The 23139-nt window shown below is 51.6% G+C and carries 18 protein-coding genes; 12 read left to right on the top strand and 6 right to left on the bottom strand.

Annotated elements, in window-relative coordinates; genetic code table 11:
* The first annotated feature begins 90 nt into the window (after positions 1-90).
* From K7P01_RS22740 to K7P01_RS22695, 10 genes are all read left to right on the top strand, one after another.
* Entirely contained in the window at positions 91-8055 is a 7965-nt protein-coding gene (locus tag K7P01_RS22740; protein ID WP_267296878.1) for an Ig-like domain-containing protein, read from the top strand.
* Positions 8056-8227: 172 nt separating this feature from the next.
* Positions 8228-9175, top strand: coding sequence for an acetyl-CoA carboxylase carboxyltransferase subunit alpha (locus tag K7P01_RS22735; protein WP_267296877.1), 948 nt, complete (start codon positions 8228-8230; stop codon positions 9173-9175).
* A 6-nt stretch (positions 9176-9181) separates the two neighbouring features.
* A complete protein-coding gene (locus K7P01_RS22730) occupies positions 9182-10018 on the top strand; it encodes an MBL fold metallo-hydrolase (RefSeq protein ID WP_267296876.1) in 837 nt (278 codons plus the stop codon).
* A gap of 12 nt (positions 10019-10030) precedes the next feature.
* Positions 10031-10798, top strand: coding sequence for a patatin-like phospholipase family protein (locus K7P01_RS22725; protein ID WP_267296875.1), 768 nt, complete (start codon positions 10031-10033; stop codon positions 10796-10798).
* Positions 10795-12798, top strand: a complete 2004-nt coding sequence (locus K7P01_RS22720; RefSeq protein WP_267296874.1) for a urocanate hydratase — start codon at positions 10795-10797, stop codon at positions 12796-12798. The genes K7P01_RS22725 and K7P01_RS22720 overlap by 4 nt, the downstream gene beginning before the upstream one ends.
* A 71-nt stretch (positions 12799-12869) precedes the next feature.
* Positions 12870-13493: a porin family protein gene (locus K7P01_RS22715; protein WP_267296873.1), complete on the top strand. Its 624-nt coding sequence runs from the start codon at positions 12870-12872 to the stop codon at positions 13491-13493.
* A gap of 5 nt (positions 13494-13498) precedes the next feature.
* Positions 13499-14116 (top strand): porin family protein, encoded by a 618-nt coding sequence (locus K7P01_RS22710; protein ID WP_267296872.1) that lies wholly within the window; start codon positions 13499-13501, stop codon positions 14114-14116.
* A gap of 348 nt (positions 14117-14464) precedes the next feature.
* Positions 14465-15079, top strand: coding sequence for a porin family protein (locus K7P01_RS22705; protein ID WP_267296871.1), 615 nt, complete (start codon positions 14465-14467; stop codon positions 15077-15079).
* 100 nt (positions 15080-15179) lie between these two features.
* Complete coding sequence (locus tag K7P01_RS22700) at positions 15180-15758, top strand: porin family protein (RefSeq protein ID WP_267296870.1); 579 nt, start codon at positions 15180-15182, stop codon at positions 15756-15758.
* A gap of 176 nt (positions 15759-15934) precedes the next feature.
* A complete protein-coding gene (locus K7P01_RS22695) occupies positions 15935-16531 on the top strand; it encodes a porin family protein (protein ID WP_267296869.1) in 597 nt (198 codons plus the stop codon).
* 90 nt (positions 16532-16621) lie between these two features.
* On the opposite strand, the gene tyrS is transcribed toward K7P01_RS22695, so the two are convergent.
* The 4 genes from tyrS to K7P01_RS22675 form a co-directional block, all read right to left on the bottom strand.
* Positions 16622-17911, bottom strand: a complete 1290-nt coding sequence (gene tyrS, locus K7P01_RS22690; RefSeq protein WP_267296868.1) for a tyrosine--tRNA ligase — start codon at positions 17909-17911, stop codon at positions 16622-16624.
* 89 nt (positions 17912-18000) lie between these two features.
* Positions 18001-19569 (bottom strand): SulP family inorganic anion transporter, encoded by a 1569-nt coding sequence (locus K7P01_RS22685; protein WP_267296867.1) that lies wholly within the window; start codon positions 19567-19569, stop codon positions 18001-18003.
* Positions 19570-19594: 25 nt separating this feature from the next.
* Complete coding sequence (locus K7P01_RS22680; protein WP_267296866.1) at positions 19595-20251, bottom strand: carbonic anhydrase; 657 nt, start codon at positions 20249-20251, stop codon at positions 19595-19597.
* A gap of 175 nt (positions 20252-20426) precedes the next feature.
* A complete protein-coding gene (locus K7P01_RS22675) occupies positions 20427-20789 on the bottom strand; it encodes a hypothetical protein (protein ID WP_267296865.1) in 363 nt (120 codons plus the stop codon).
* A gap of 96 nt (positions 20790-20885) precedes the next feature.
* Here K7P01_RS22675 and K7P01_RS22670 point away from each other — a divergent pair, with 96 nt between their 5' ends.
* A complete protein-coding gene (locus tag K7P01_RS22670) occupies positions 20886-21362 on the top strand; it encodes a nucleoside triphosphate pyrophosphohydrolase family protein (RefSeq protein WP_267296864.1) in 477 nt (158 codons plus the stop codon).
* Here the strand turns inward: K7P01_RS22670 and K7P01_RS22665 are convergent.
* Both K7P01_RS22665 and K7P01_RS22660 read right to left on the bottom strand, forming a co-directional pair.
* Positions 21353-21580, bottom strand: coding sequence for a hypothetical protein (locus K7P01_RS22665; protein ID WP_254084103.1), 228 nt, complete (start codon positions 21578-21580; stop codon positions 21353-21355). The two genes, K7P01_RS22670 and K7P01_RS22665, sit on opposite strands and share 10 nt — an antisense overlap.
* 12 nt (positions 21581-21592) lie before the next feature.
* Positions 21593-21835 carry a hypothetical protein gene (locus tag K7P01_RS22660; RefSeq protein ID WP_267296863.1) on the bottom strand — a complete coding sequence of 81 codons (243 nt, stop codon included), beginning with the start codon at positions 21833-21835 and terminating at the stop codon, positions 21593-21595.
* A 349-nt stretch (positions 21836-22184) separates the two neighbouring features.
* Between K7P01_RS22660 and K7P01_RS22655 the strand changes: the two genes are divergently transcribed.
* Positions 22185-23078 carry a hypothetical protein gene (locus K7P01_RS22655; RefSeq protein WP_267296862.1) on the top strand — a complete coding sequence of 298 codons (894 nt, stop codon included), beginning with the start codon at positions 22185-22187 and terminating at the stop codon, positions 23076-23078.
* The last annotated feature ends 61 nt before the right edge of the window (positions 23079-23139 follow it).

Below are 23139 nucleotides of genomic sequence, written 5' to 3'. Positions count from 1 at the left end.
ATGTGTCAGGGAATGTGCGGCGAGATCAGAGAGTCCGAAGGGACCGGTCTGGAGTAGACTTTATTGTATAACTCTAAATAACCTATCTCGATGAAGCACATGTACGCTTTTCATTATCGATCTGTATGGCTATACATGATCGTGTTAGGGTTGGTATTCTTTTCCAACCTTTCCGTCCTGGCCCAGCAAGGGGCCGCTGTTGAAACAGGTGTACTCCGTATTAAAGTCACGGAAGACCTGGCACAAGCGCTGGAACGAGCGCAGATTCGAAAGAGCTCCGCAAATGTAGTAATTACAGGTATTCAGTCGCTTGACCGCGCGGCCCTGCAATTCCGGGCAACCGGCATCAAGCGTGTATTCCGTGCTGCCGGTAAATTCGAAGCCAAGCACCGTCGCTATGGCCTGCACCGCTGGTACGAAGTACAACTTGACAAAACAGTGCCCGTACAAACCGCAATAGCGGCGTATCGGGGCATCGAGAAGATTGAGTACGCGGAAGCAGTACACAAGAAGCAGATCATCGGTTCTGACAAACCGAACTTCGGTCCGGTGCGGGTAGACCCCAATACATTGGCGCGTGCTACACTTCCGGGGCCTTCTAACGACCCATTACTGGCCAGCCAATGGCATTACAATAATACAGGCCAGGCAGGAGGAACGCCAGGCGCTGATATCAGCTTGTTCGAAGCCTGGGGCATTGAAACCGGCTCGAGCAATGTAATCGTAGCCGTGACAGACGGCGGTGCACAAGTAAACCACCCCGACCTGGCGGCAAACATGTGGGTAAACGCAGACGAAGTCCCAGGCAACGGTCTCGATGATGACAATAACGGTTACGTAGACGACATCAATGGCTATGGCTTTGGAGATAATACAGGAACAATAGCCCCAAGCGATCACGGTACCCATACCAGCGGTACGATTGCAGCGGTAACAAATAACGGCGTTGGTGTGGCAGGTGTTGCCGGTGGTAGTGGTACAGGCGATGGTGTACGCATCATGAGCCTGGCGGCGTTTGGTGCCAACGGCACCGGTGGTTTCGAAGATACCTACGTATACGGTGCCGACAACGGCGCAGTGATCTCTCAAAATAGCTGGGGGTATACTCAGCCCAATGCGTTTGACCAAGTAGTGCTCGACGGCATCGACTATTTTATAGCAGAAGCCGGCAAAGACGAAAACGGCAACCAGGTAGGCCCGATGAACGGCGGTATCGTAATCTTTGCTGCCGGTAACGACAACCAAAACCAAAACTGGTATCCCGGCTTCTATGCACCGACACTGGCCGTCTCCGGCTTGAATAATCAGGATAAAAAATCCTGGTATACCAATTTCGGCGCATGGGTAGACATTGCCGCCCCGGGTGGTGAGACGTTTGTCGACAACGACCCCAAAGGTGTATTGAGTACCATATCAGGAGGTGGCTATGCCTTCTTCCAGGGTACATCCATGGCCTGTCCGCACGTAGCGGGTGTGGCAGCGTTGCTGGTATCAAAATTTGGCGGGCCCGGCTTTACGCCGCAGATCGTACGCGATCGGCTCACACAATTTGTCGACCCCATCGATCAACTCAATCCCAACTTCGCCGGCTTGCTCGGCTCCGGCCGCCTCAACGCGCTGTTGGCGTTGCAGTTCAGTGATGACGTGGCACCCGAAGCTATCGACGACCTGGCAGTACAGTCCACGGCCATCACCAGCATAACATTAACATGGACGGCCCCGGCCGACTCCGGAAATCATTCCGCTACACTGTATGATATCCGTTACTCCACAGCACCTATCACAGAAGCAAACTTCGATGCCGCCACGGCCGTCTCCAATCCGCCGACGCCGGCACTGACCGATAGTACTGAAGTCTTTACCGTAACAGGCCTGCAGCCGGGCACACACTATTACTTTGCCATCAAATCAGAAGACTTCTTTGGTAACACCTCACCGCTCTCCAATGTGGTGGAGGGCACGACCAATCTGCCGCCGGATATATTTGTTGCCTCGACAGCAATCACGGTTGATCTGCAAACCGCCGGCACCGCGGAACGAACCCTTGTCGTCTTCAACCAGGGATCTGGCCCGCTGGAATTTACGATAGCACTGCCCGACGCCCCGGGATTTGCATCAGCGTCGCCGCTGGCAGGCTCCGTCGCACCGGGTGATAGCACATTTGTTACCGTAGGATTTAACGCAGCAAACCTGCTGACCGGCACCTACCAGGAGTCGCTGCTGGTATTGAGCAACGACCCCGATGAAGATACCGTCACGGTATCGCTTACACTGAATGTCACAAACAACGGTGCGCCCATCGCGGCCGTGGAGCCTGACAGTGTGGACTTTGGCCAGGTGTTCGAAACTGGCTCCGCCCAGCGTACAGTAGAGATTACCAATGCTGGTTCTGAGCCGTTGATCATCACATCGATCACGTCGAGCAATCCTGACTTCACCGTATCGGCCGGCGACTCCGTCATCGTGCCGCCGTTCCGTTCGTATACCGTCACCATCACCTATGAGCCCAGTGGCTTGGGCCCTGCAGCGGGCGAATTGACGATCGTCACAAATGACCCGGCACATGCAACATTTACCGTGTGGTTATTCGGTGAAGGCGTAGAGGCCCCCGGCATTGCCGTAGCGCCTACATCCCTGAGCGAAACACTTAATACAGATAAAACGTCGACACAAACACTGACCGTGACCAACACCGGCGCCAGCGATCTGATCTTCGCGATCGAAGTCACTGGGTCAGCACCGGACACGGCACGGACTGTGAAGACCATTATGCTGCCTGCAAAATCAGCAAGCCGGTCGTCTGCCGCTCAAAAGCAGCGTGCCACGACACCCGGTAAATATTCACAACAGGTAACCCTGCGATCACGCGCCATACAGCCACTCGCCGTATCAAAGAGCGTGTTGATCGTTACACCCGATCTGGATGTTACAGACATCGAAACGTTGTTTGACAATTTCCCGGGTGTAGAAGCAGATGTATATCCTGCTGCAGACCTGGCATCAATTACACTGGCCGACCTGCAAGGCTACGATGTAGTGTTCACAACCAACAACACACAGTGGCTCGCCGCCGGTGGGGTAGAACCTTCCGTCATTGGTGACCTGTTGGCCGACTATGTCGACGGTGGTGGTCACGTGATCGTAAACCAATTCGCCTATTCCTATGACGCATGGCAAATGACAGGTCGGTTCATTACCGAAAACTACGGACCGTTCACACCGTCAACAACCGACGCAGTCCTGGATGTATCGTTAGGCGACATCGCTGCGCCGGGCCATCCGCTGCTGGCAGGAGTCAGCACGCTGGACTATACCGGCTATGTACAAAACGTTGGCCTGACGCCGGGCGCAACCGCCGTTGCCTACTGGGACAATGGCGATCTGCTCGTAGCAGCGAACGACAACGTCGTAGCGCTGAACATGCTCCCGACCTATGGCGACGGCAGTGGTATCAGCTGGTCTGGTGACCTCCCGACACTCTATCAGAACGCTATCACGTACCTGGCGGGTCCTACGTTCGTAGACATAACACCCAAGCAAGGTACTGTAGCCCCGGGTGCGCAACTCAACCTGCAAGTTGAATTTGATGCTACCGATCTGGAAGCCGGTGTATATACCGCTTCGATCAACATTCATACAAATGTACCCGGCCGGGAACTTGTGGCCGTTCCGGTGACATTGACATCGACTGGTCCCGAGTTTACCGTGGACCCGACCTCACTGGAAGAAGAATTGGAACGTGAGCAGACCGTTACACGCACGCTCACGCTGAAGAACAACGGCCCCGACAACCATACCTTCCGGGTAAGTGTCTCCGGCCTCAGTGCTTCGACAGAAGTAGTTGTACAAAAATCCGAACAGCCGGCAGCGGCAGTCGCCAGGGCAGAAGGCCAGGGCAAAGCCGACAAGCTCAAGCAAGCATCGGTCTCAAAACAAAAGCCCGATCGTACAGGAACGCAGGCGTTGACAGTGGCTGGTGCCGTAGCAGCGCGTTCGGCTGCGGTGGGACTGGCTTCCGAACAAGTATATGCTACCGACTTTGAAAGCTTCACAGTAGGAGATATACACAACCAGCAAGGCTGGCGCGCCCAGTTTGGAAACTGGACCGTCGAAGAAGCAAATCCCTTCAGCGGTGCGAAACACCTCCGTGGTCTGGCCGATGGCTTAGGACAGTCACTGTCCATCAGCCCGAACGCAGGCATCGGAATCGAAGAGAAATCGACCGTAGCCGCGAGAATAAGCATCGACGGCGTGGGTACCTCCTGGCAGATCATTCCGCAGTCGCCGACCGCGGCCCTGGTAAACACCCGCGTAGAGTTTAGCGCCGATGGGGCGATCTATGCCCTGACAACCAGTGGCTACGTGCAAGCCGCACCGTCGTACCCGACAGGCTACTTCGATGTGACCATCCAGGTAGACCGCGACTCTGCATACTTCGATCTGTACATCAACGACGAGAAGATCTTTACTGGCCAGGGCTTCACCGGCAACGCCGAAGAAGTAGCGATCCTGTCCTTCATGGAAACTGCCGGCCCGGTATTGGACGTAGACGATCTACAGATCTTCGATGGTGAGAAAGTAGACGCTCCCACCTTTATCACAGTATCGCCGGTATCGGGTGTCATTCCCGCCGGTGGCACAGCAACCATCAACGTAACCTTCGCGTCTGACAACCTGCCGTATGGCGAACATACGGCCAGCATTACTATTGCTGCCGGTGAATCACGCCTGGTGGTGCCCGCTACACTGACCATAGTCGGCGATCCGGCCATCGAGGTAGATCCGACTGTGCTGCAAGCAGTAGTAGACTATCGTGGAGACACAACGCAGTACATACACATTGCCAACACGGGCGGTAATCCGCTCGAATACGGACTGCAAGTGATCGGTGCTGTGGTAGAAGACGATAAGGCGCCAGTCGCAACAAAAGCAACCCGGTTTAAAGATCGCGATACCGACAAACGTATCGTCGACAAAACCGCGCGCGATAAACAAGCCTCTCGCGTCGAAGTAAAACAACAACGTAATGATATCACGTTGCTGGCGGGTACAGCGCTCCTGGAAGAACACTTCGAGGGTGCCAGCTTCCCACCGTCTGGCTGGACGGTAGTGGACAACGCCGGTACGGATGTAGTCTGGAAGTTTGCCGCCGACTATGGTGAAGGCAACTATGCGGGCACTGGCGAGGCCGCCACAGTCAGCAGTGATGCTGCCGGCTTTGCTGAGTTCGATACGGAACTACTCACGCCGACCATTACTGTCCCTGGCTATAAAGACATTGCCGTACAATACAATGTCAACTATCAGAACTTCCTGAACCTCGATTTCCTCGACCTCGATATACAAGTCGACGGTGGAGCATGGACAAACGTTCTGCACTGGAACGAAGATCACGGCACACTGCTCGACCTGCCCGGTGAATTTGTAACGGTGTTGCTGCAAGACTACCTGCAAAATGCGTCTACCTTCCGTCTGCGTTGGCACTACTATGACCCCAACACCGACGACTTCGACTGGTATGCACAAATAGACGACGTCGTCATCTTACGCGACTCTCGTCCTTGGCTCACCGTAGCCCCTGCCGCTGGAACCATTCCGGTAGGCGAGGCTGTTGACGTAGCCGCACACTTCGATGGCACGGCCGTCGGACCTGGCTTCTATGTTGCCGGTATCCTGGTAACAAGCAACGCACCATCCGACCCGCTGACAGGCATTGTCGCCTCGTTGACCGTACGTGAACCGGCCGAGATTTCGGTAACACCCGATTCGCTCGTCGAAGAACTGTATGTCGGGGAACAAGCCACGCAAACACTCACGATCAGCAACAGTGGCGCCAGCACCTTGCGTTACGCCTTCGGTAATACACCGCTGCCGGCCCGTGCACCCGCTGCCGTGAAAGCAATCACGACAGGCAAAGAAGCACTGCAGTCCCTGACAGCGTCAGCCGCCGACCTGCGCGCACTATCACAAGGTGGCCCCGCAACAAAAGCATCGATCATTCAATACAGCACCGGCTTTGAAGACTTCAACATCGGTACCGTAAATGGTCAACAGGGCTGGTTCTCACAACGCGACGTATGGAATGTAGGTACGGGCAATGCCTATGAAGGCACCAACCACATCCATGCTGAGGCAGACGGCAATGGTCAGGTATTGGCCTTTACGCCGGAAGTGGCGATAGGTTCCGATCCGATCTCATCGACGTCCGTTCAGTTGAACTTTGACAATAGCGCCGGCACAACATGGGAAGTGATCCCGCAATCGCCGACCGCTGAATTTGTGAACACACGCTTCCGCGTATTGTCCGATGGTAGCGTCTACGCCCTCATAAACGACGGTGCAGGCAACGGATCCTTCCAGCCGATCGCCACAACGCTTCCGGCAGGATACTTTGAGCTGCGCATCGACGTAGAACGTGCGACCGACAACTTCACTATCTACATTGACGGTACCGCGATATTCTCCGGACTGGGCTTTGCCGGCGACATCGAGCAGGTAGTATTGCTCTCGCTCGCCGAGACAACCGGTACATCGTGGGATGTCGACGACATCGCGATCTTCGACGGCCCGGCTGAAACGCCCTGGCTCACAACGTCACCGACTTCGGGCTCAGTACCTCCCGGTAGCAGCGCTACCGTAACGGTAACGTTTAATGCGGAAGACCTGACTGCCGGTATATACCGCGATAGCCTGCGACTGGCCAGCAACGACCCTGACAACTCACTGATCTTTATACCGGTTGAGCTGACGGTAATCCAAAATGTACCGCCCGTACTGGCGCCGATCGACACCGCCGTGGTAGCCACGCTGACATCAAAAGACGTGACCTTCACAGCAACCGATGCTGACGACTCTGTGGTAACAGTGCAGCTGCTCGATGCTCCTTCCTTCGTAACGTTGAAGAGCTCAGGTAACGGCACCGCTACCTATACCATCAGCCCGGCCGTAGGGCAGGAGGGTGAGTATAGCCTGTGGGTACTGGCTACCGATGCCCGTGGCGCAAGCGACTCCGCCATCTTCCACCTGTCGGTGGTAGCGTATGGTGTGCAAAGCTTTAGTGTAATCAACACCCGTACCGGTCAGGTTGTAACGACCTTTACCGATAGCCTGTGGCTGGACGCATCGCGACCGGAGTTCAAGCTCTACGCCCTGCGTGCCAACACCAACCCGGCGACAGTAGGCAGTGTGCGCTTCTGGGACAACGATGTCACCAACCAATACAAGTTGGACAACACCGCACCGTATGACCTCTATCCGCTGATCTTCTACCTCGACGGCCAGGAGCACAGCATCAAGGCGCGGGCGTACGCGCGCAGCGGTGGCCGTGGCTATGCCAGCCCGGTGAAGGAAGTGTTCCTGCATCTGCACAACCCCACCAACGTGACCAGCTTCGACGTGGTGAAGAACAACGGCCCCAAGGTATCTAATCTGGTCGAAGGTGGCGTGATCGACATCAACAGACAGCAGTATAAAGGGATCAACATCCGTGCGAACTTCAGCGGTCCACTGCCACGCAGTATTGTGTTTACCTTGAACGGCGCATTCTTCCGCGTAGACAATGCAGAAGCGTTCGTCCTGAATGGTAACTACAATGGCAACGGAATTGACGTACCGTGGCCAGCAACACCAGGATCCTATACCCTGACTGCAACGCCTTACACCAACTGGAATGGCCTGGGCGTAGACGGCGAGCCTTTAACAGTGAATTTCACCGTCGTCAACGGTGCAGCGCCGGCGGCGGCTAGTGCACGCGGTGCATCACCGGAAACCCTGGCGATTGTTGAAGAGACAAGCGCTGCAGGTAAATGGTCTGTATATCCGGTACCAGTAGAAGATGTATTGAACATTCGCCTGTCGGCGGAGATTGAAGGACCTGTAGGACTTTCGATCCTCGATCCGCGCGGTGTAGCGCAATTCCACGAACAAGGTGGTGCCGACAAATTCCGCGACTACAGCATCAGCACCAATAAGCTGGGCCTCACAACAGGAGTATACTTTGTACAGATCCAGTATGGTGTTGGAAAACGCGAGATCCGGAAATTCATTAAACAATAACCGATAACCGCAATAACCGTTAGCTTATTAAAGGTGGAAGCAGCTCAGCCAGGAGCGCTTCCACTTTTCTTTTCCCCCAGACGGCACCTTTTTTGATAAATCCGCACTTTTCCGGAGATTCATTACCGATATTTCACAATCCTTTTAACTTTGTGCCGACAAAAACCACTATATGCTATTGGATTTTGAAAAGCCGATCGCTGCCTTGGAGGCGAAATTAGGAGATATGCAGAGCTTGGCCAGCGACAGCGACAAGGAAGTACAAGCAGCTGTGAAAGCACTCGAAAAGAAAATTCTCGACCTGAAGAAAGAGACCTTTCAAAATTTGACAGGTTGGCAACGGGTACAGCTTTCCAGGCATCCAGACCGCCCGTACACCTTGGATTACATCTACGAGATCACATCTGATTTTATAGAAATTCACGGCGACCGTACGGTTGCGGACGACAAGGCCATGGTAGGCGGCTTCGGCACCATTGAAGGGCAAACCTTTATGCTGATTGGTCAGCAAAAGGGCCGCAACACCAAGCAACGCCAGCTCCGTAACTTCGGCATGGCAAATCCGGAAGGTTACCGCAAGGCACTCCGGCTCATGAAAATGGCCGAGAAGTTCAACAAGCCCATCGTCACCTTCATCGATACCCCAGGTGCCTTTCCCGGCCTGGAGGCAGAAGAGCGTGGCCAGGGTGAAGCCATTGCCCGCAACCTGAAGGAGATGTTTGGTCTGAAAGTGCCCGTGATCTGTATCGTGATCGGTGAGGGTGCTTCCGGCGGCGCGCTGGGTATCGGCATCGGCGACCGTGTATTGATGCTTGAAAACTCCTGGTATTCAGTGATTTCACCCGAAAATTGCTCCACCATCCTGTGGCGCAGCTGGGACTATAAAGAACAGGCTGCCGAGCTCCTGAAGCTCACCGCTAAAGACATGTCGACGCTCAAGCTGGTAGATGGCATCATCCGCGAGCCCCTGGGCGGTGCCCATACCGATGTGAAATGGATGGCCCACGAAGTAAAGCGGGTAATCCTTGAAACAACGGCCGAGCTGCAGAAGATTAACCCTGAAACACTCATCGAGCAACGCATTGATAAGTTCTGTTCTATGGGCGTTGTGCGCGAATAGCCAGGCATGAGGCTCCACGTAATCAATACCGGTTTATTTAAACTCGACGGCGGCGCCATGTTTGGCGTCGTACCCAAGAGCCTCTGGCAAAAGACCAACCCTGCAGACGAAAGTAATCTCTGCACCTGGGCCATGCGTTGCCTGCTGATCGAAGACGGCAACAAGCTGATCCTGATTGACAACGGCATAGGCACCAAACAAGACGAAAAATTCTTTAGCCATTACCACCTGCATGGCGGCGACTCGCTCATCGGGTCGCTGCAAAAAGCGGGCTTCTCGGAAGGTGATGTAACCGATATGTTCCTGACGCACCTGCACTTCGACCACTGCGGCGGTGGTGTGCGGTATGAAAACGCCAAATTGGAGCTGACGTTCAAAAACGCGACGTATTGGTCAAACGCCGACCATTGGACGTGGGCCACACGGCCCAACCCGCGCGAGAAAGCAAGCTTTATTCGCGAGAATATTGAACCGATGCAGCAAAGTGGCCACCTGAAGTTTGTGGAGCCAGTGGCCGCGACCTTTCCGCAGTTCGACATCTTGTCAGTCTCCGGCCATACCGAAAAAATGATGATTCCCAAGATCCGGTATAAAGGCAAGACATTGGTATACATGGCAGACCTGTTGCCATCCATTGGCCACATACCATTACCGTATGTGATGGGCTACGATACACGGCCACTCCTGACATTGGAGGAAAAAGAGGCGTTTCTCAACGAAGCCGCCGACCAGGGCTATATACTTTTTTTTGAGCACGACCCTGTGCATGAATGTTGTACAGTAAAACGTACCGAGAAGGGTGTGCGGGTAGATCAAACATTTTCGCTAGCGGACATCCGCTAAAATAATTTCAGCATGAAAATCGGAGTTGTTCTTTCCGGGGGAGGCGCCAGAGGCATTTCTCACATCGGCGTATTAAAGGCATTGGAAGAAATGGGGGTCGAGGTCAGCTGTATGGCCGGTACGAGCGCAGGGTCGATCGTCGGCGCGCTCTATGCGTACGGTTATTCACCCGATAAGATTCTCGAAGCAATATTGGCAACGAGCTTCTTCCGTTCGATACGGCCGGCCTGGGCCATGACGGGGCTACTAAACCTCGAAGGGTTAAGCAGCGTGCTGGCAAAATTTATACCGGAGAACTCGTTCGAAGCGCTAAAGATCCCGCTCGTCATTGCCGCGACCGACATTCGCCGCGGCAGCGCCGACTACTTCCGCTCCGGCGAGCTGATCCCTGCCATTATTGCATCATGTTGTGTACCGGCTGTCTTCAACCCCGTACACGTAAACGGTAAGACCTACGTCGATGGCGGCCTCGCGGACAACATGCCCGCCGCGCAGATCCGCAAGGAATGCGACCTCTTGATCGGCTCGCACTGTAATCACATCGGAACAGAATTCGATGTGAAGAATTTCAAAAACGTGATCGAGCGAAGCTTACTCATTGCAATCAACGGCAATACAACCGAAAGCAAAGGACTTTGTGATATACTGATCGAGCCGCCCGAAGTGGGGAAGGTGAGTGGTTTTGAGTTGGGACGGGCGCGCGAGCTGTTTACCATTGGGTACGAGTTTACCAGGGAACACTTCACAGCAGCCGACTTCCAACAGAAAAAAGCAATATGACCACACGTTCCTTCCAGGAGCAGATACGCGAAGGCATTCCCGATGTACTGCCACCGGCAAAAGCGTATGACCCTACCGTGAGCCACGCGCCCCGGCGGAAAGACATACTCACACCCGCGGAGAAAAAGCTGGCGGTACAAAACGCGTTGCGTTACTTCCATCCGCAGCACCATGCCGTGCTCGCGCCGGAATTTTACCAGGAGCTGATCACCCATGGACGGATCTATATGCACCGCTTCCGGCCCGACTATGCCATGCATGCCCGACCGCTGCACGAATACCCCGCGCAGTCCCCGCAGGCCGCCGCAATCATGCTCATGATCCAGAACAATCTGGATCCTGCCGTTGCCCAACACGCCCACGAGTTGATTACCTACGGTGGCAACGGTGCAGTATTTCAGAACTGGGCCCAATACCGGCTTACCATGCAATACTTGTCGAGGATCACCAACGACCAAACGCTACATATGTACTCGGGGCACCCCATGGGGTTATTTCCGTCGTCGCCCGAAGCACCGCGTGTAGTGGTCACCAACGGCATGATGATCCCCAACTATTCAAAGCAAGATGATTGGGAGCGATTCAATGCGCTCGGCGTAACACAATACGGACAGATGACCGCAGGGTCGTACATGTACATCGGCCCGCAAGGCATAGTACACGGCACAACCATCACGATACTTAATGCCGGCCGTATGATCAGTCGGGCAGGAGAGGGCCTCGCAGGCAAGCTGTTTGTTACATCAGGCCTCGGCGGCATGAGCGGCGCACAACCCAAGGCCGGCAATATCGCCGGATGTATATCGGTAGTCGCAGACGTAAACCGCCAGGCTACCGAAAAACGGCATGCCCAGGGCTGGGTAGACGAGATCACAGACGATCTGGATAAACTATGCGTGCGCGTACGCGCGGCGCAAGCAAAGAAAGAGGTTGTATCAATTGCCTACCAGGGCAATATCGTAGATGTATGGGAGAAGTTCGACCAGGAGCAGCTATACATTGATCTGGGCTCTGACCAGACCTCGTTGCACAACCCATGGGCCGGTGGTTATTATCCTGCGGGCATGAGCTTTGACGATGCCAACAAGCTCATGGCCGAAGATCCCGCAGCATTTCGTGATCAGGTGCAGGAATCCTTACGCCGACACGCCCGAGCGATCCATAAGCACACGACACGTGGCACCTATTTCTTCGACTACGGCAATGCATTCCTGCTCGAGGCCTCCCGCGCCGGCGCCGACGTTATGGCCGCCGACGGTATCAACTTCCGATATCCTTCCTATGTACAAGACATCATGGGACCGCTATGTTTTGACTACGGTTTTGGCCCCTTCCGCTGGGTATGTACCTCCGGTAAAGACGAAGACCTGGCCGTCACGGACAGGCTGGCCGCAGAAGTGTTGGAGTCGATGCTACGCGAGGCGCCTCCGGAGATACATCCGCAACTCCAGGATAACATCCAATGGATTCGCCAGGCCCAACAGAATAAGCTGGTGGTAGGATCCAAAGCGCGTATACTCTATGCCGATGCCGCCGGCCGTATTGCCCTGGCACTGGCCCTCAACAATGCTATTCGCGTGGGGCGCGTCGGTGCAATAGTATTGGGGCGCGATCATCATGACGTCTCCGGCACGGACAGTCCATACCGCGAAACTTCCAATATTTACGACGGCTCACGTTTCACTGCCGACATGGCCGTACATAACGTCATTGGCGACTCTTTCCGGGGCGCCACCTGGGTGTCGATCCACAATGGTGGCGGTGTGGGGTGGGGCGAAGTGATCAACGGCGGCTTTGGCATGTTGCTGGACGGCAGCATAGAAGCCGAACGCCGCTTGCGGTCTATGCTATTTTTTGATGTCAATAATGGCATTGCCCGAAGAGCATGGGCGGGTAATGAACACGCTATATTTTCCATTAATCGGGTGAAGCAAAGTAGCGCAATGCAAGTCACGCTTCCCCATGCCGTTGATCCCGAGTTGCTCCGATTTTTGCAATAAATGTTTTTGGCACGGTTTTTCGAGTTAGGCAGTATATCTATACTATAACTATCTAACCAGAAAAAACACGTATGAAAAAACTTTTAGCACTTTGCGCGCTGGCGCTGACCGTGGGATATGTACAAGCACAGACCAATGCGGGAGGAATGATGTTCGGCGGTAATATTGGGTATCAGTCTCAAAAAAGTAATTGGGGGGTAGATCGCGAAATAGAGTCGAAAACACTTACCATCAATCCGCAGTTCGGTTATTTTGTTGCGGACAACCTGGGTATTGGACTTTCGGTGAATTATACCCATCAAAAAAATAGCGATAATATCCCGTATAATGTCGACGATGAAGCTACATCGAGTGAAACAATCCTGGCGCCGTTTGTCCGCTACTATGTGTTCACACCAAACGAAAAGTTTGCCTTTTATGCAGAGGCCTCGGTAGGCATAGGCTTTTCCAGGACTGATCCCTATTACAGCGACGAGGATATTAAGGGTAAAAGCTTCAATACGCGCTTATCGCCGGGCTTCAATTACTTCTTTAACGAGAAATGGGCGCTTGACCTGCAGTTGAGTGGTATAGCCTACTCCTCGAATGATCCAAATACAGATGATGACGCGGAAAACGATAAAAGCTCGTCTTTCAAATTCGGCGCATCGTCACTGAATCCTTCTTTAGGTTTTCGCTACTTTATCGGTAAGTAGTGGTTATGAGAAAGCTTTTAGCATTTTGCGCACTGGCGCTCATGGCGGGGTATGTACAGGCACAGGTAACAGCCGGCAAGATGATGATCGGCGGTAATGTTGGATATTCAACGCAGACGAGCGAGTCTGTGTATGGGGAGTCAAAGCATAAGACGTTCAATGCCAATCAGCAATTCGGTTATTTCGTGGTCGACAATCTGGCGGTTGGGTTGGAGACGAACTTCTCACAAATCAAGTCCAACTTTGATTACCTGGATGCGATCGATACAGATGCAAAAAATACCAATACAACCATAGCGCCATTCGTCCGCTACTACATGTTTACTTCGAACGCAAAATTTGCATTCAATGCTGAAGCCGCGGTGGGTTTTGGTGTTGCAAAGTTCAGAGGTACAAATGATGACGAATTTAAAACGAATATCTTCACGGCGCGTCTTTCACCCGGTTTTAGTTATTTCCTTAGTGATAAATGGGCACTGGATTTGCAGTTGAGCGGCATTTCCTATTCCTCCAGTGATCAGCGGACAGATGCTGATGCAGGAAACGGCAAAACCTCCAGTTTCATGTTTGGCGTATCGTCGCTAAATCCTTACCTGGGTTTTCGCCATTTTATTGGTAAATAACGGGTAGCCCCATTGTTATGGGGTATCAATTCACAACGGTATCGTTGAGCGAAATCAACGGATCAACGGCGGTGTCAGATTATTGCAGAATAGCAATGTCGAAGCCCGCCGTTGTTGCTTTTATGTTAATTTTTTTACATAAATAAGGTATAAGCTGGGGGAGGTGGGAAGATAATAAACATACAATATTCTCGATTAACAGCCGGCAAGAGAAGACGAACCGACTATACATGATGCTTCCTGATGAAGCGAGATGCAGGTTTATCGAATTATATAAGTAACCAATACGATTGTTTTCCGTATAGTTGATGTAATAAATTAAACACATCTAAACAACAAACAACACGTATGAAAAAACTTCTCTCGATTTGCGTGCTCGCTGTAGGCGTTGCGGGCTATGCCCAGGCACAAACAACAGCCGGTAACATGTTACTGGGTGGTGGCATCGGGTACACTTCTCAGAAACAAGAGACGGCAGGCGACGATGCAACAAACAACACATTCTCTTTTACCCCGTCCTTTGGTTATTTTGTTGCCGATAATTTTGCCGTCGGCCTTAACCTGGACTTCGCTAGCAGCAACCGCGAGAATTGGGACGAATTCAATGGCGAATATAAAGTAACAGATTTTTTGTTCGAGCCCTTCGCACGCTACTATATGTTCACCCCCAACGACAAGTTTGCTTTCTTTGTAGAAGGTGCTCTTGGTTTTGGCTCCCGGAAAGTAGATCCGGAGGATTTCGACGAAACGAAATCAGGCATGTTCCGCTTCCGCGCATCTCCTGGATTCGCATATTTCATCAGCGATAAATGGTCGTTGGACTTCGAATTAAGTGGAATATCCTACACATCTGTCGACCCCGACAAAGATTCTGACTCGGACGATGACAAGCAATCTGAGTTCGTTTTCGGCGTGGATTCGTTCAACCCGACCCTCGGCTTCCGCTATATCATTGGTAACTAACGAATTATTAAACAATTAGAAGACCTCTCCCCACCGGGAGAGGTTTTTTAGTGTATAAGGCACTATCTTTGTTGTGAGAGACTTGTTTAAACAACTGATTATGAAAAAAATCATTATTACCTCATTTTTCCTGCTGGCCACAATGTACACTTTTGCACAAGCCCAGCTGGCCATCGGTATTAAAGCCGGTCCCAACTTTGCAAAACTCGACGGTACCAGCGCAGAGGGAACGTTCGAGAATCGTACCGGCTATCACTTCGGCGCCTTTGGCTTGATCAAACTGACCAAGATCGGTATACAACCCGAGATCCTCTTTTCACAGCAAGGCAGCAAGATCAAAACAAACACTGGCGATTTTGATGCGAACTTCAGTTACATCAACATTCCCATCATTATTAAATTATATACAATCGCTGGTATCAACCTCCAAGCAGGCCCTCAGTTCGGGTTCCTCTCGCGTGCTGAGATTGAAGATCAGGATGTTAAAGATGCAGTGAAAAGCTCCGATATTAGCCTGGCGATGGGTGCCGGTTGGGATCTTCCCTTTGGCTTGACGCTTGACGCTCGCTACAATCTGGGCTTGAGCAAGATCGATGAAGATGACCCTACATTGAGCAAAATTAAGAACCAGGTATGGCAGATTTCCGTGGGCTATAAACTTATCAAGTTAGGCAAGTAGTCTATAAATAATATCGGCATTAAAGGGCCTTTCCGGTTATACGGGAAGGCCTTTTTGTTTCCAGTTTAGTAGTTGTACGAACAAGAATGTACGTTAAATTGATGTTCAAACGTTTGCATTAATGCGAGGTTCTATAGAACTTCGTTCATTATTTTTTAAACCATAAAACTCCCTTTATGAAAAAACTATTCTTAACGGTTGCGGCAGTGGCTTTGTGCACTGCGACACTTTTTGCTCAGATCAGCATTGGTGCAAAGGCCGGTGTAAACCTGGCCAATGTAAACGGCGATGATGTAGATGAAGCAGACATGCGCATAGGCTTCCACGTAGGCGGGTACTTGAATGTCGCGTTCTCCGACGCACTCTCCCTGCAGCCTGAACTGCTGTTCAACTCCGTAGGCTACAAGACCTCCGAAGAGATTGCCGGCGATGATTATGATGTTACAACCAATTTGAATTACCTGTCCATCCCGGTAAACCTGATGTACTCCTTCGGAGCATTTAACGTTCATGCAGGCCCGCAACTCGGTCTGCTCATGAGCGCCAAGCTTAAATCATCCGATGTAGACGAGTTGGACGGCGAGGATGTAAAAGACTTCTACAAAAGCTCTGATCTTGGCTTCAACGTAGGCATTGGTGGCAACTTCGGAAAACTGAATGCCACAGCCCGCTATACCCTTGGTCTGTCAAACATTGCCGACGATGATGATGCGGATGTCAAGAACGGTGTCATCCAGATCTCACTGGGCTATAAGATCTTCGGCGGCGACTAATACTAACGTCTTTCGGAGGATTAAAAAGGATTAATAAAAAAGACCGTCTCTCAAGAGGCGGTCTTTCTATTATCAACGTTACAGGAGTGGCTATTGTATAGTAATCAGATAATAATTCTTCTTACCCTTTTGCGCAATCAGGTACTTGTTCTGTAACAGATCGAACGAGGGATTCTGGTTGGGATCGGTCAGCTTCACTTTGTTGATACTCACGCCACCCGCTTGGATCATCTTACGGGCCTCACCTTTGGAGGGAAACACCAGGCAACCCGTGGCAACCGAAAGCAGATCGGTAACAGTAGCAGTGGCGTTGTAATCGGCGCGGCTGATGCTCGTCTGCTCTACGCCCTCAAGAGCCGAAAGTAGCGTGCCTTCGTCCAGGCTTTGTAAGTCTTCCTTCGTAGAGTTACCAAACAACACGTTAGACGCCTGAATGGCTTTTATATATTCCTCTTCCGAGTGTACCCGGATCGTGATGTCCTGTGCTAACGCCTTCTGCAGCTTGCGTTCTTGCGGCGCCAAAGCATGCTCAGCAATCAAAGCCTCAATCTCTTGCTGCTCTTTTAAGGTAAAAATGCGAATGAAGTTCTTGGCATCTTCATCCGATACGTTAAGCCAGTACTGGTAGAACTTATACGGCGAAGTCTTCGCCGGATCAAGCCACACGTTACCACCTTCGCTCTTACCAAATTTAGTGCCGTCAGCCTTTGTGATCAGCTTGGTCGTCATGGCAAACGCATTGCCATCCGACTTCCGACGGATCAATTCTGTACCCGTCACAATATTGCCCCACTGATCGGAGCCACCCATCTGGATCTTGCAATTCTTATTCTCGTATAGCCACAGGAAATCGTACCCCTGCACCAGCTGGTACGTAAATTCCGTAAACGACAGCCCGTTTTCACCCTCCAGGCGTTTCCGCACAGAGTCCTTAGCCATCATGTAGTTCACTGTAATGTGTTTACCGACGTCACGGATAAAATCCAGGAAGCGGAATTCCTTAAACCAGTCGTAGTTATTGACCATTTCGGCACCACTGGCACCACCGGTAAAATCCAGGAACTTCTCCAGCTGTTTGCGTACGCACGCCACGTTGTGACGCAACACGTCTTCCGAAAGGAGGTTACGCTCGGCAGATTTGCCGGAGGGGTCGCCCACCATACCAGTAGCGCCACCAACCAGGGCAACAGGCTTATGCCCGCACCGTTGGAAGTGCACCAGCGTCATGATCTGCACCAGATGCCCGATGTGAAGGGAATCTGCCGTGGGGTCAAAGCCGATATACCCCGCTGTAACTTCTTTGTTAAGCTGCTCTTCCGTACCCGGCATCACGTCGTGTACCATGCCGCGCCAGCGAAGCTCTTCTACAAAATTCTTCATCGCCAAATTTTGGGGCGAAGATAGGGAAAAGAAAAGAATCCAGGGGCGGCCCAGGCGGCCAGCCCCCGAATTCAACTCCAAAGTTTAGGTTAATGGCTCGATAGTTCGACGTCGCGGATGCCGATGGTCTCCACCTTGATGTTTCGGTTCGGGGCCGTCTGCATCTTAAAGTCCTGAATAATCTCCAGCACGTCGTGGTCGATAGCCACGGAATGAGACCCGTCAATGATCACTTTTGAGTTCTCCGGCAGGTCGTCCAGGCTTAGCTGGATACTGGCCTTATTCAAAAACGTCACCTCTTCCGACAGGCGGATCTTGATGACATCGCCGTCATGGTTCTTCTCCTTGACGTAGTGATAGGCGTGCCGGTAGTTCTTGCGCAGAATGAAGAAGATCGCAAAGACCATCCCGATCGCAATACCCTTCAGCAGGTCAGTGGCCAGAATGGCAACAACCGTAATGAAGAAGGGGAGGAACTGCTCCCAACCCAGCCTATACATGGTACGGTATAGCGATATTTTAGAAAGCTTGTACCCCACCATCAGCAGGATGGCTGCCAGCGACGCCAGCGGAATGAGATTCAGGAACCGCGGAATGAAGATCGCGGACAGCAGGAGGATAACCCCGTGCAGCATCGCCGACAGTTTCGATCGGCCACCCGCATTGATGTTGGCCGAGCTGCGCACGATCACCTGGGTAATCGGCAAACCGCCAATCATTCCTGAGATCATATTGCCAATGCCTTGCGCTTTCAGCTCACGGTTCGTGGGCGTATTGCGTTTGTACGGATCGAGCTTGTCAGTCGCATCGACGCACAGCAGCGTCTCCACGCTGGCGACAATAGCCAGGGTTAACGCTGTGACATATACCTGTGGATTGCTCAACGCGCTAAAGTCCGGTAGCCTGAAAAAGCTGATGAACTCGCTCGCATTCGACGCCATCGGTAATTGCACCAGGTGGTCATCTCGAAGGATCCATGCCGGATTGATGGTCGACATCGTGGCGTTTAGCAGAATGCCCGTCAGTACGACAAACAATGCACCCGGCAGAAACCGGAAGAGTCCCACTTTGCGCATAAACGGCCGTTCAAACAGGATCAGCAGCGCCAGCGAAACGATACTAATTAGGATAGCGCCCGGGGCATTGAATCGGATTGCGTAATAGATTTCACTAAAGGTATTGTGGCTATCCGCCTGCGTGAAGGCAAAGTCGCCGACAAAGTCTTTGTCGTATCCCAGCGCATGGGGAATTTCTTTCAGGATCAGGGTCAGGCCGATTGCCGCCAACATGCCCTTGATAACTGACGAAGGAAAATAATAGGCGATGATCCCCGCCCGGAGAAAACCCGCCAGAAGTTGTAGTGCACCGGCCAGGACCACCGCCATCAGCAGCGCCTCAAAGCTGCCCAGCAATTTAATGGCACCCAGCACAATCACGACAAGCCCGGCGGCAGGCCCGGAAACACCCAGGGATGAGCCGCTTAGGCCGCCTACAATAATGCCTCCTACTATACCGGCAATAATGCCTGAGAAAACGAGATCTGTCCGGCCTGTGGAAGCTAACCCCAGCCCCAGACAAAGGGGCAGGGCTACTAAAAAGACCACCAGGCTGGCGGACATATCGTACTTGAGATTCTGAAAAGAAAATTCTGATTTCATGTGTCGCAGACGTTCTAAAATCGGTTTATGCTTCCTGACCTGTAACTACTTTTCCGTCCATGCGGAAGACAGGGGAATGATAAGTCCGGCCATCCATGGTGATGTCCAGGTCCTTGATCAATCCCGTCTTCAGCTCGTACACCCAACCGTGTACAAAAGGAAGGCTCCGTTCTTTCCAGGCATTTTGAATAATGGAGGTTTTCGCGACGTGCTGAACTTGTTCAATCACATTCAGCTCGACGAGCCGGTTGACGCGGGCCTCCGGGTCTTTGATATCGGTTAATTCTTGCGCATGCGTACCGCGCACGTCCTTGATGTGACGCAGCCAGTTGTCCACCAGGCCGTATTGCTCTTCGCCCATAGCGGCTTTTACACCACCGCAACCGTAGTGGCCGCAGACGATGACGTGTCGTACTTTCAAAATGTTGACCGAATAGTCGAGCACACTCAGCATGTTCATATCGGAATGGACCACCATGTTCGCAATATTGCGGTGAACAAAGATGTCGCCTGGCTGTGTGCGCGTAATTTCGTTCGCAGGTACGCGGCTGTCAGAACAGCCGATCCATAGTACCTGCGGGCTTTGACCTTGTGCCAGGCGTGTGAAGAATTCTGAATCCTCGTCAAGCTTCTCTTGTACCCACTGACGGTTGCCTTCCAATAATGACTTATATATGTCCATACGTTGATTGCGTTAAAAAAAATAAAACTGTTAATGAATATACCTTCCTGCCGGCCGCACAAAGCATAACAATAGCTTGTGCCAGCGTACAGTAGACGGTAAGTTAGTACGTTACTTAAATGTTGTGGCGATACGGCGGTGAATGCGGTATCTGTAAAATATAGGAGTGTGCGTGTTAGGCCTCGGGAGGTTGTATCACGGTATTGCGCGTACCCGCTAATGTCTTTTGGCCATGGCTGGCCATGTACGTGAGTTGTTGAGGCAGAACGGTATAATCGCTGAGAGGTGTTCTGTGGTGGAGAAGGAGGTCTAATTCGGTAACGCCTTTTAAATCTTCGCTGCCGCTGCCTCCAAATGCATCTTTCTCTTCTTCCGAAGCGGCCCCCGCGACAAGCTTGGCGATGTTCTCAACCATTTTTTTGTTTTGCGTAAGCTTCAGGGCAGATACTTCAGCTAAAAAGAAGCTCATGTTCAAAAACAGAACACCCGTGACCAGGGTTGTTAGCGTAAGGACGACTCTGTTTCTAAAAACCTTCATTACCCCAAAGGTACGTGTTTTTTTTAAAATTGTTTTCCTTTCGCTTTATTGGAACATTAAATCGACATTAAAACGATCTGAATCCACACTTTTTTTATGAAACAACCTGACGCCCTGACGCTTGTAGCAGAATTCCACAACACCTTTAAGCACCCCGTCCTGGAAAAACCGACCATCCCTTCAGAAGACCGCTGCAAACTGCGTGTAGCCCTGTTGGCCGAAGAATTAAAAGAATTAGAGGTCGCTATCCTGGAAAAGGACATCGTGGAAGTAGCCGACGCGCTGTGCGACTTGCAATATGTATTGGCCGGTGCCATTCTCGAGTTTGGTCTGGGCGACAAGTTCAAAGCCCTCTTCGAAGAAGTGCAGCGCTCTAACATGAGCAAAGCCTGCCGCTCAGAAGACGAAGCAAAAGCCACCGTAGAGCACTATAAAAAGAAAGATGGTACAGAATGTTATTATACCGAAGAGAACGGCAAGTGGTTAGTATACCGTAAATCGGATAACAAAACGATCAAATCAATCGAATATAGCCCAGCCAATCTCGCGGGCATCGTAGAATCTCACGTATAAAACTCGAACTGAAACACCGTATCCTGCCCGCCCAGCTGTAACGGATTGATGGCCAGGATTTGCGACTCATTATATGCTTTTATGAACTCCTGCCGGCTGATGCGCAGCTTGCTGAAGCCCGGCTTGATGCGATGGTACTGCATACGGCCTGAGCCGTTCGCCGTGGCACTAAAAATATAGCTGTATTGCAGCGGAATAGGGGACGGAATATACCGCATAATGCGTCATGGCTAAAGATCTCTGAAATCAACGTGCGACATATTGTTCTGGCATGCATTGTATTGTGCCAGCAATGTGAAGGCACCGTGCGGCACATAGTGGAACCGCGACTCGAGCTCATCGATCTTCAGACAAAGCTCGTGTACATAGAACCGGATCTGATCCAGATTCCTGCAGGACGTGGGGCTTTCAAAGTTCCGGCGCGTAAAAAGCTCGAACTCTTGGTCGATCTGGGTACGGAGATGCTCGCTCATGAATTTTGTGCATTATTACACAATGTTACGAAAAAAGAGCACTAGTGGATACGTTTTGTGTGTAAAAATGCACAATTCTTTCAGTGCCCCAAACAGGCCCACCGGCTGGATAAAGAACGTGGAGGTGTATTTAAGTGTTTGATTGTCACTTAATTATAAGTAATCTGGAGATGTGCAGGCGGGCGGGGGTGATTGGCGAGGCAAAGCTCTCCAGCTACCTCCGTCCATAAGCATGCTCGTTATACCAGCTGCATGCGAACATGACCGTTGCCGAAATAATGAGCAGCAACAAACGTTTGACAGATAGCAATTCGTTTAAATCAGTATATTTAAAACACTAACAACCTCTATGGAATCTACTGCTAATCCCTTTCTTGATATTTGGCACTCCTCGATGATAACGGGCGCGATACTCATGATCATTGCCGGGATCATCATCTATCTCTTACACAAGCTGCGTGTCTCCACCATCAAGGACTACAAAGCCAAATACGATTACATCAACAAGAAAGAGATTCGGAACTATAAGAAAATGTTTGTCTGCTTTGCTGTGGCGGCGACCATGTTCATTAACCTCTATGGTATGGGCAAGCTCAACACGGTGGAGATATGGTTCTTTGTACGGTTGTTTATGTCCATTGCCGGCGGTACGCTGGTAGCGTACGTGGCGTTCCTGGTACTCGACTACTATTACCCCACCGTCCTGAATAAAAAACTGCGCAAATGGCGGTACATGCCCCGCATCAGCAAAGATGGCAACACCATGCGTCTGCTGAGCGAGGAAGAGGAAGACGTACACCTGGAAGAAGGCATGCAGGCAGAGGAGAATGTGTTCTCAATTGACTACGATGTGTGGATGGATGAGAAATCAGGTGAGGTAAAAGTCGACAAATATCCTGGCCACCTGCAAGCCCTTCGCTGCAACAGCTGTGGGTTTTACACAATGAAAATCGTCAAAGAAGAGATCACCCGTCATCCCAGCAAAGACGCCGCGGGCGAATTAATTAAACATTTTCAGTGTTCCTATTGCAAATCCGTGCGCGCAACGGCGTACAACATCTCCACCAAAGAGGCAGATGACTACCGCAAGGCAGGCATGCACACCTTTAAGCGTAATAAGAACATCGACATGGTTCGGATCGAGATCCACTCCAGCATTTCAGGAAAGAAATTTTTTGAATTCCAGAACATGGAGCAGGCACAAAAGTTTTTGGACGAATATGACGCCGAAAAAGGATCATAAATCTGACTTTTTACGTTAAAGAAATCGGGGCATGGGATTTGCCCCTTTGTATTACCAAAAA

The organism is Parachryseolinea silvisoli (assembly GCF_021190955.1).
In the GTDB taxonomy this organism is placed as follows: domain Bacteria; phylum Bacteroidota; class Bacteroidia; order Cytophagales; family Cyclobacteriaceae; genus Ohtaekwangia; species Ohtaekwangia silvisoli.
This window is presented reverse-complemented; position numbering and strand designations above follow the sequence as displayed.

Excerpts from the sequence above, each read along its gene's own strand:
- K7P01_RS22715 (WP_267296873.1), top strand. The coding sequence starts at position 12,870 with ATGAAAAAACTTTTAGCACTTTGCGCGCTGGCGCTGACCGTGGGATAT.
- K7P01_RS22665 (WP_254084103.1), bottom strand. The coding sequence starts at position 21,580 with ATGCGGTATATTCCGTCCCCTATTCCGCTGCAATACAGCTATATTTTT.
- K7P01_RS22720 (WP_267296874.1), top strand. The coding sequence starts at position 10,795 with ATGACCACACGTTCCTTCCAGGAGCAGATACGCGAAGGCATTCCCGAT.
- K7P01_RS22735 (WP_267296877.1), top strand. The coding sequence starts at position 8,228 with ATGCTATTGGATTTTGAAAAGCCGATCGCTGCCTTGGAGGCGAAATTA.
- K7P01_RS22670 (WP_267296864.1), top strand. The coding sequence starts at position 20,886 with ATGAAACAACCTGACGCCCTGACGCTTGTAGCAGAATTCCACAACACC.
- K7P01_RS22685 (WP_267296867.1), bottom strand. The coding sequence starts at position 19,569 with ATGAAATCAGAATTTTCTTTTCAGAATCTCAAGTACGATATGTCCGCC.
- K7P01_RS22710 (WP_267296872.1), top strand. The coding sequence starts at position 13,499 with ATGAGAAAGCTTTTAGCATTTTGCGCACTGGCGCTCATGGCGGGGTAT.
- K7P01_RS22725 (WP_267296875.1), top strand. The coding sequence starts at position 10,031 with ATGAAAATCGGAGTTGTTCTTTCCGGGGGAGGCGCCAGAGGCATTTCT.
- K7P01_RS22740 (WP_267296878.1), top strand. The coding sequence starts at position 91 with ATGAAGCACATGTACGCTTTTCATTATCGATCTGTATGGCTATACATG.
- K7P01_RS22675 (WP_267296865.1), bottom strand. The coding sequence starts at position 20,789 with ATGAAGGTTTTTAGAAACAGAGTCGTCCTTACGCTAACAACCCTGGTC.
- tyrS (WP_267296868.1), bottom strand. The coding sequence starts at position 17,911 with ATGAAGAATTTTGTAGAAGAGCTTCGCTGGCGCGGCATGGTACACGAC.
- K7P01_RS22695 (WP_267296869.1), top strand. The coding sequence starts at position 15,935 with ATGAAAAAACTATTCTTAACGGTTGCGGCAGTGGCTTTGTGCACTGCG.
- K7P01_RS22700 (WP_267296870.1), top strand. The coding sequence starts at position 15,180 with ATGAAAAAAATCATTATTACCTCATTTTTCCTGCTGGCCACAATGTAC.
- K7P01_RS22655 (WP_267296862.1), top strand. The coding sequence starts at position 22,185 with ATGGAATCTACTGCTAATCCCTTTCTTGATATTTGGCACTCCTCGATG.
- K7P01_RS22730 (WP_267296876.1), top strand. The coding sequence starts at position 9,182 with ATGAGGCTCCACGTAATCAATACCGGTTTATTTAAACTCGACGGCGGC.
- K7P01_RS22680 (WP_267296866.1), bottom strand. The coding sequence starts at position 20,251 with ATGGACATATATAAGTCATTATTGGAAGGCAACCGTCAGTGGGTACAA.
- K7P01_RS22660 (WP_267296863.1), bottom strand. The coding sequence starts at position 21,835 with ATGAGCGAGCATCTCCGTACCCAGATCGACCAAGAGTTCGAGCTTTTT.
- K7P01_RS22705 (WP_267296871.1), top strand. The coding sequence starts at position 14,465 with ATGAAAAAACTTCTCTCGATTTGCGTGCTCGCTGTAGGCGTTGCGGGC.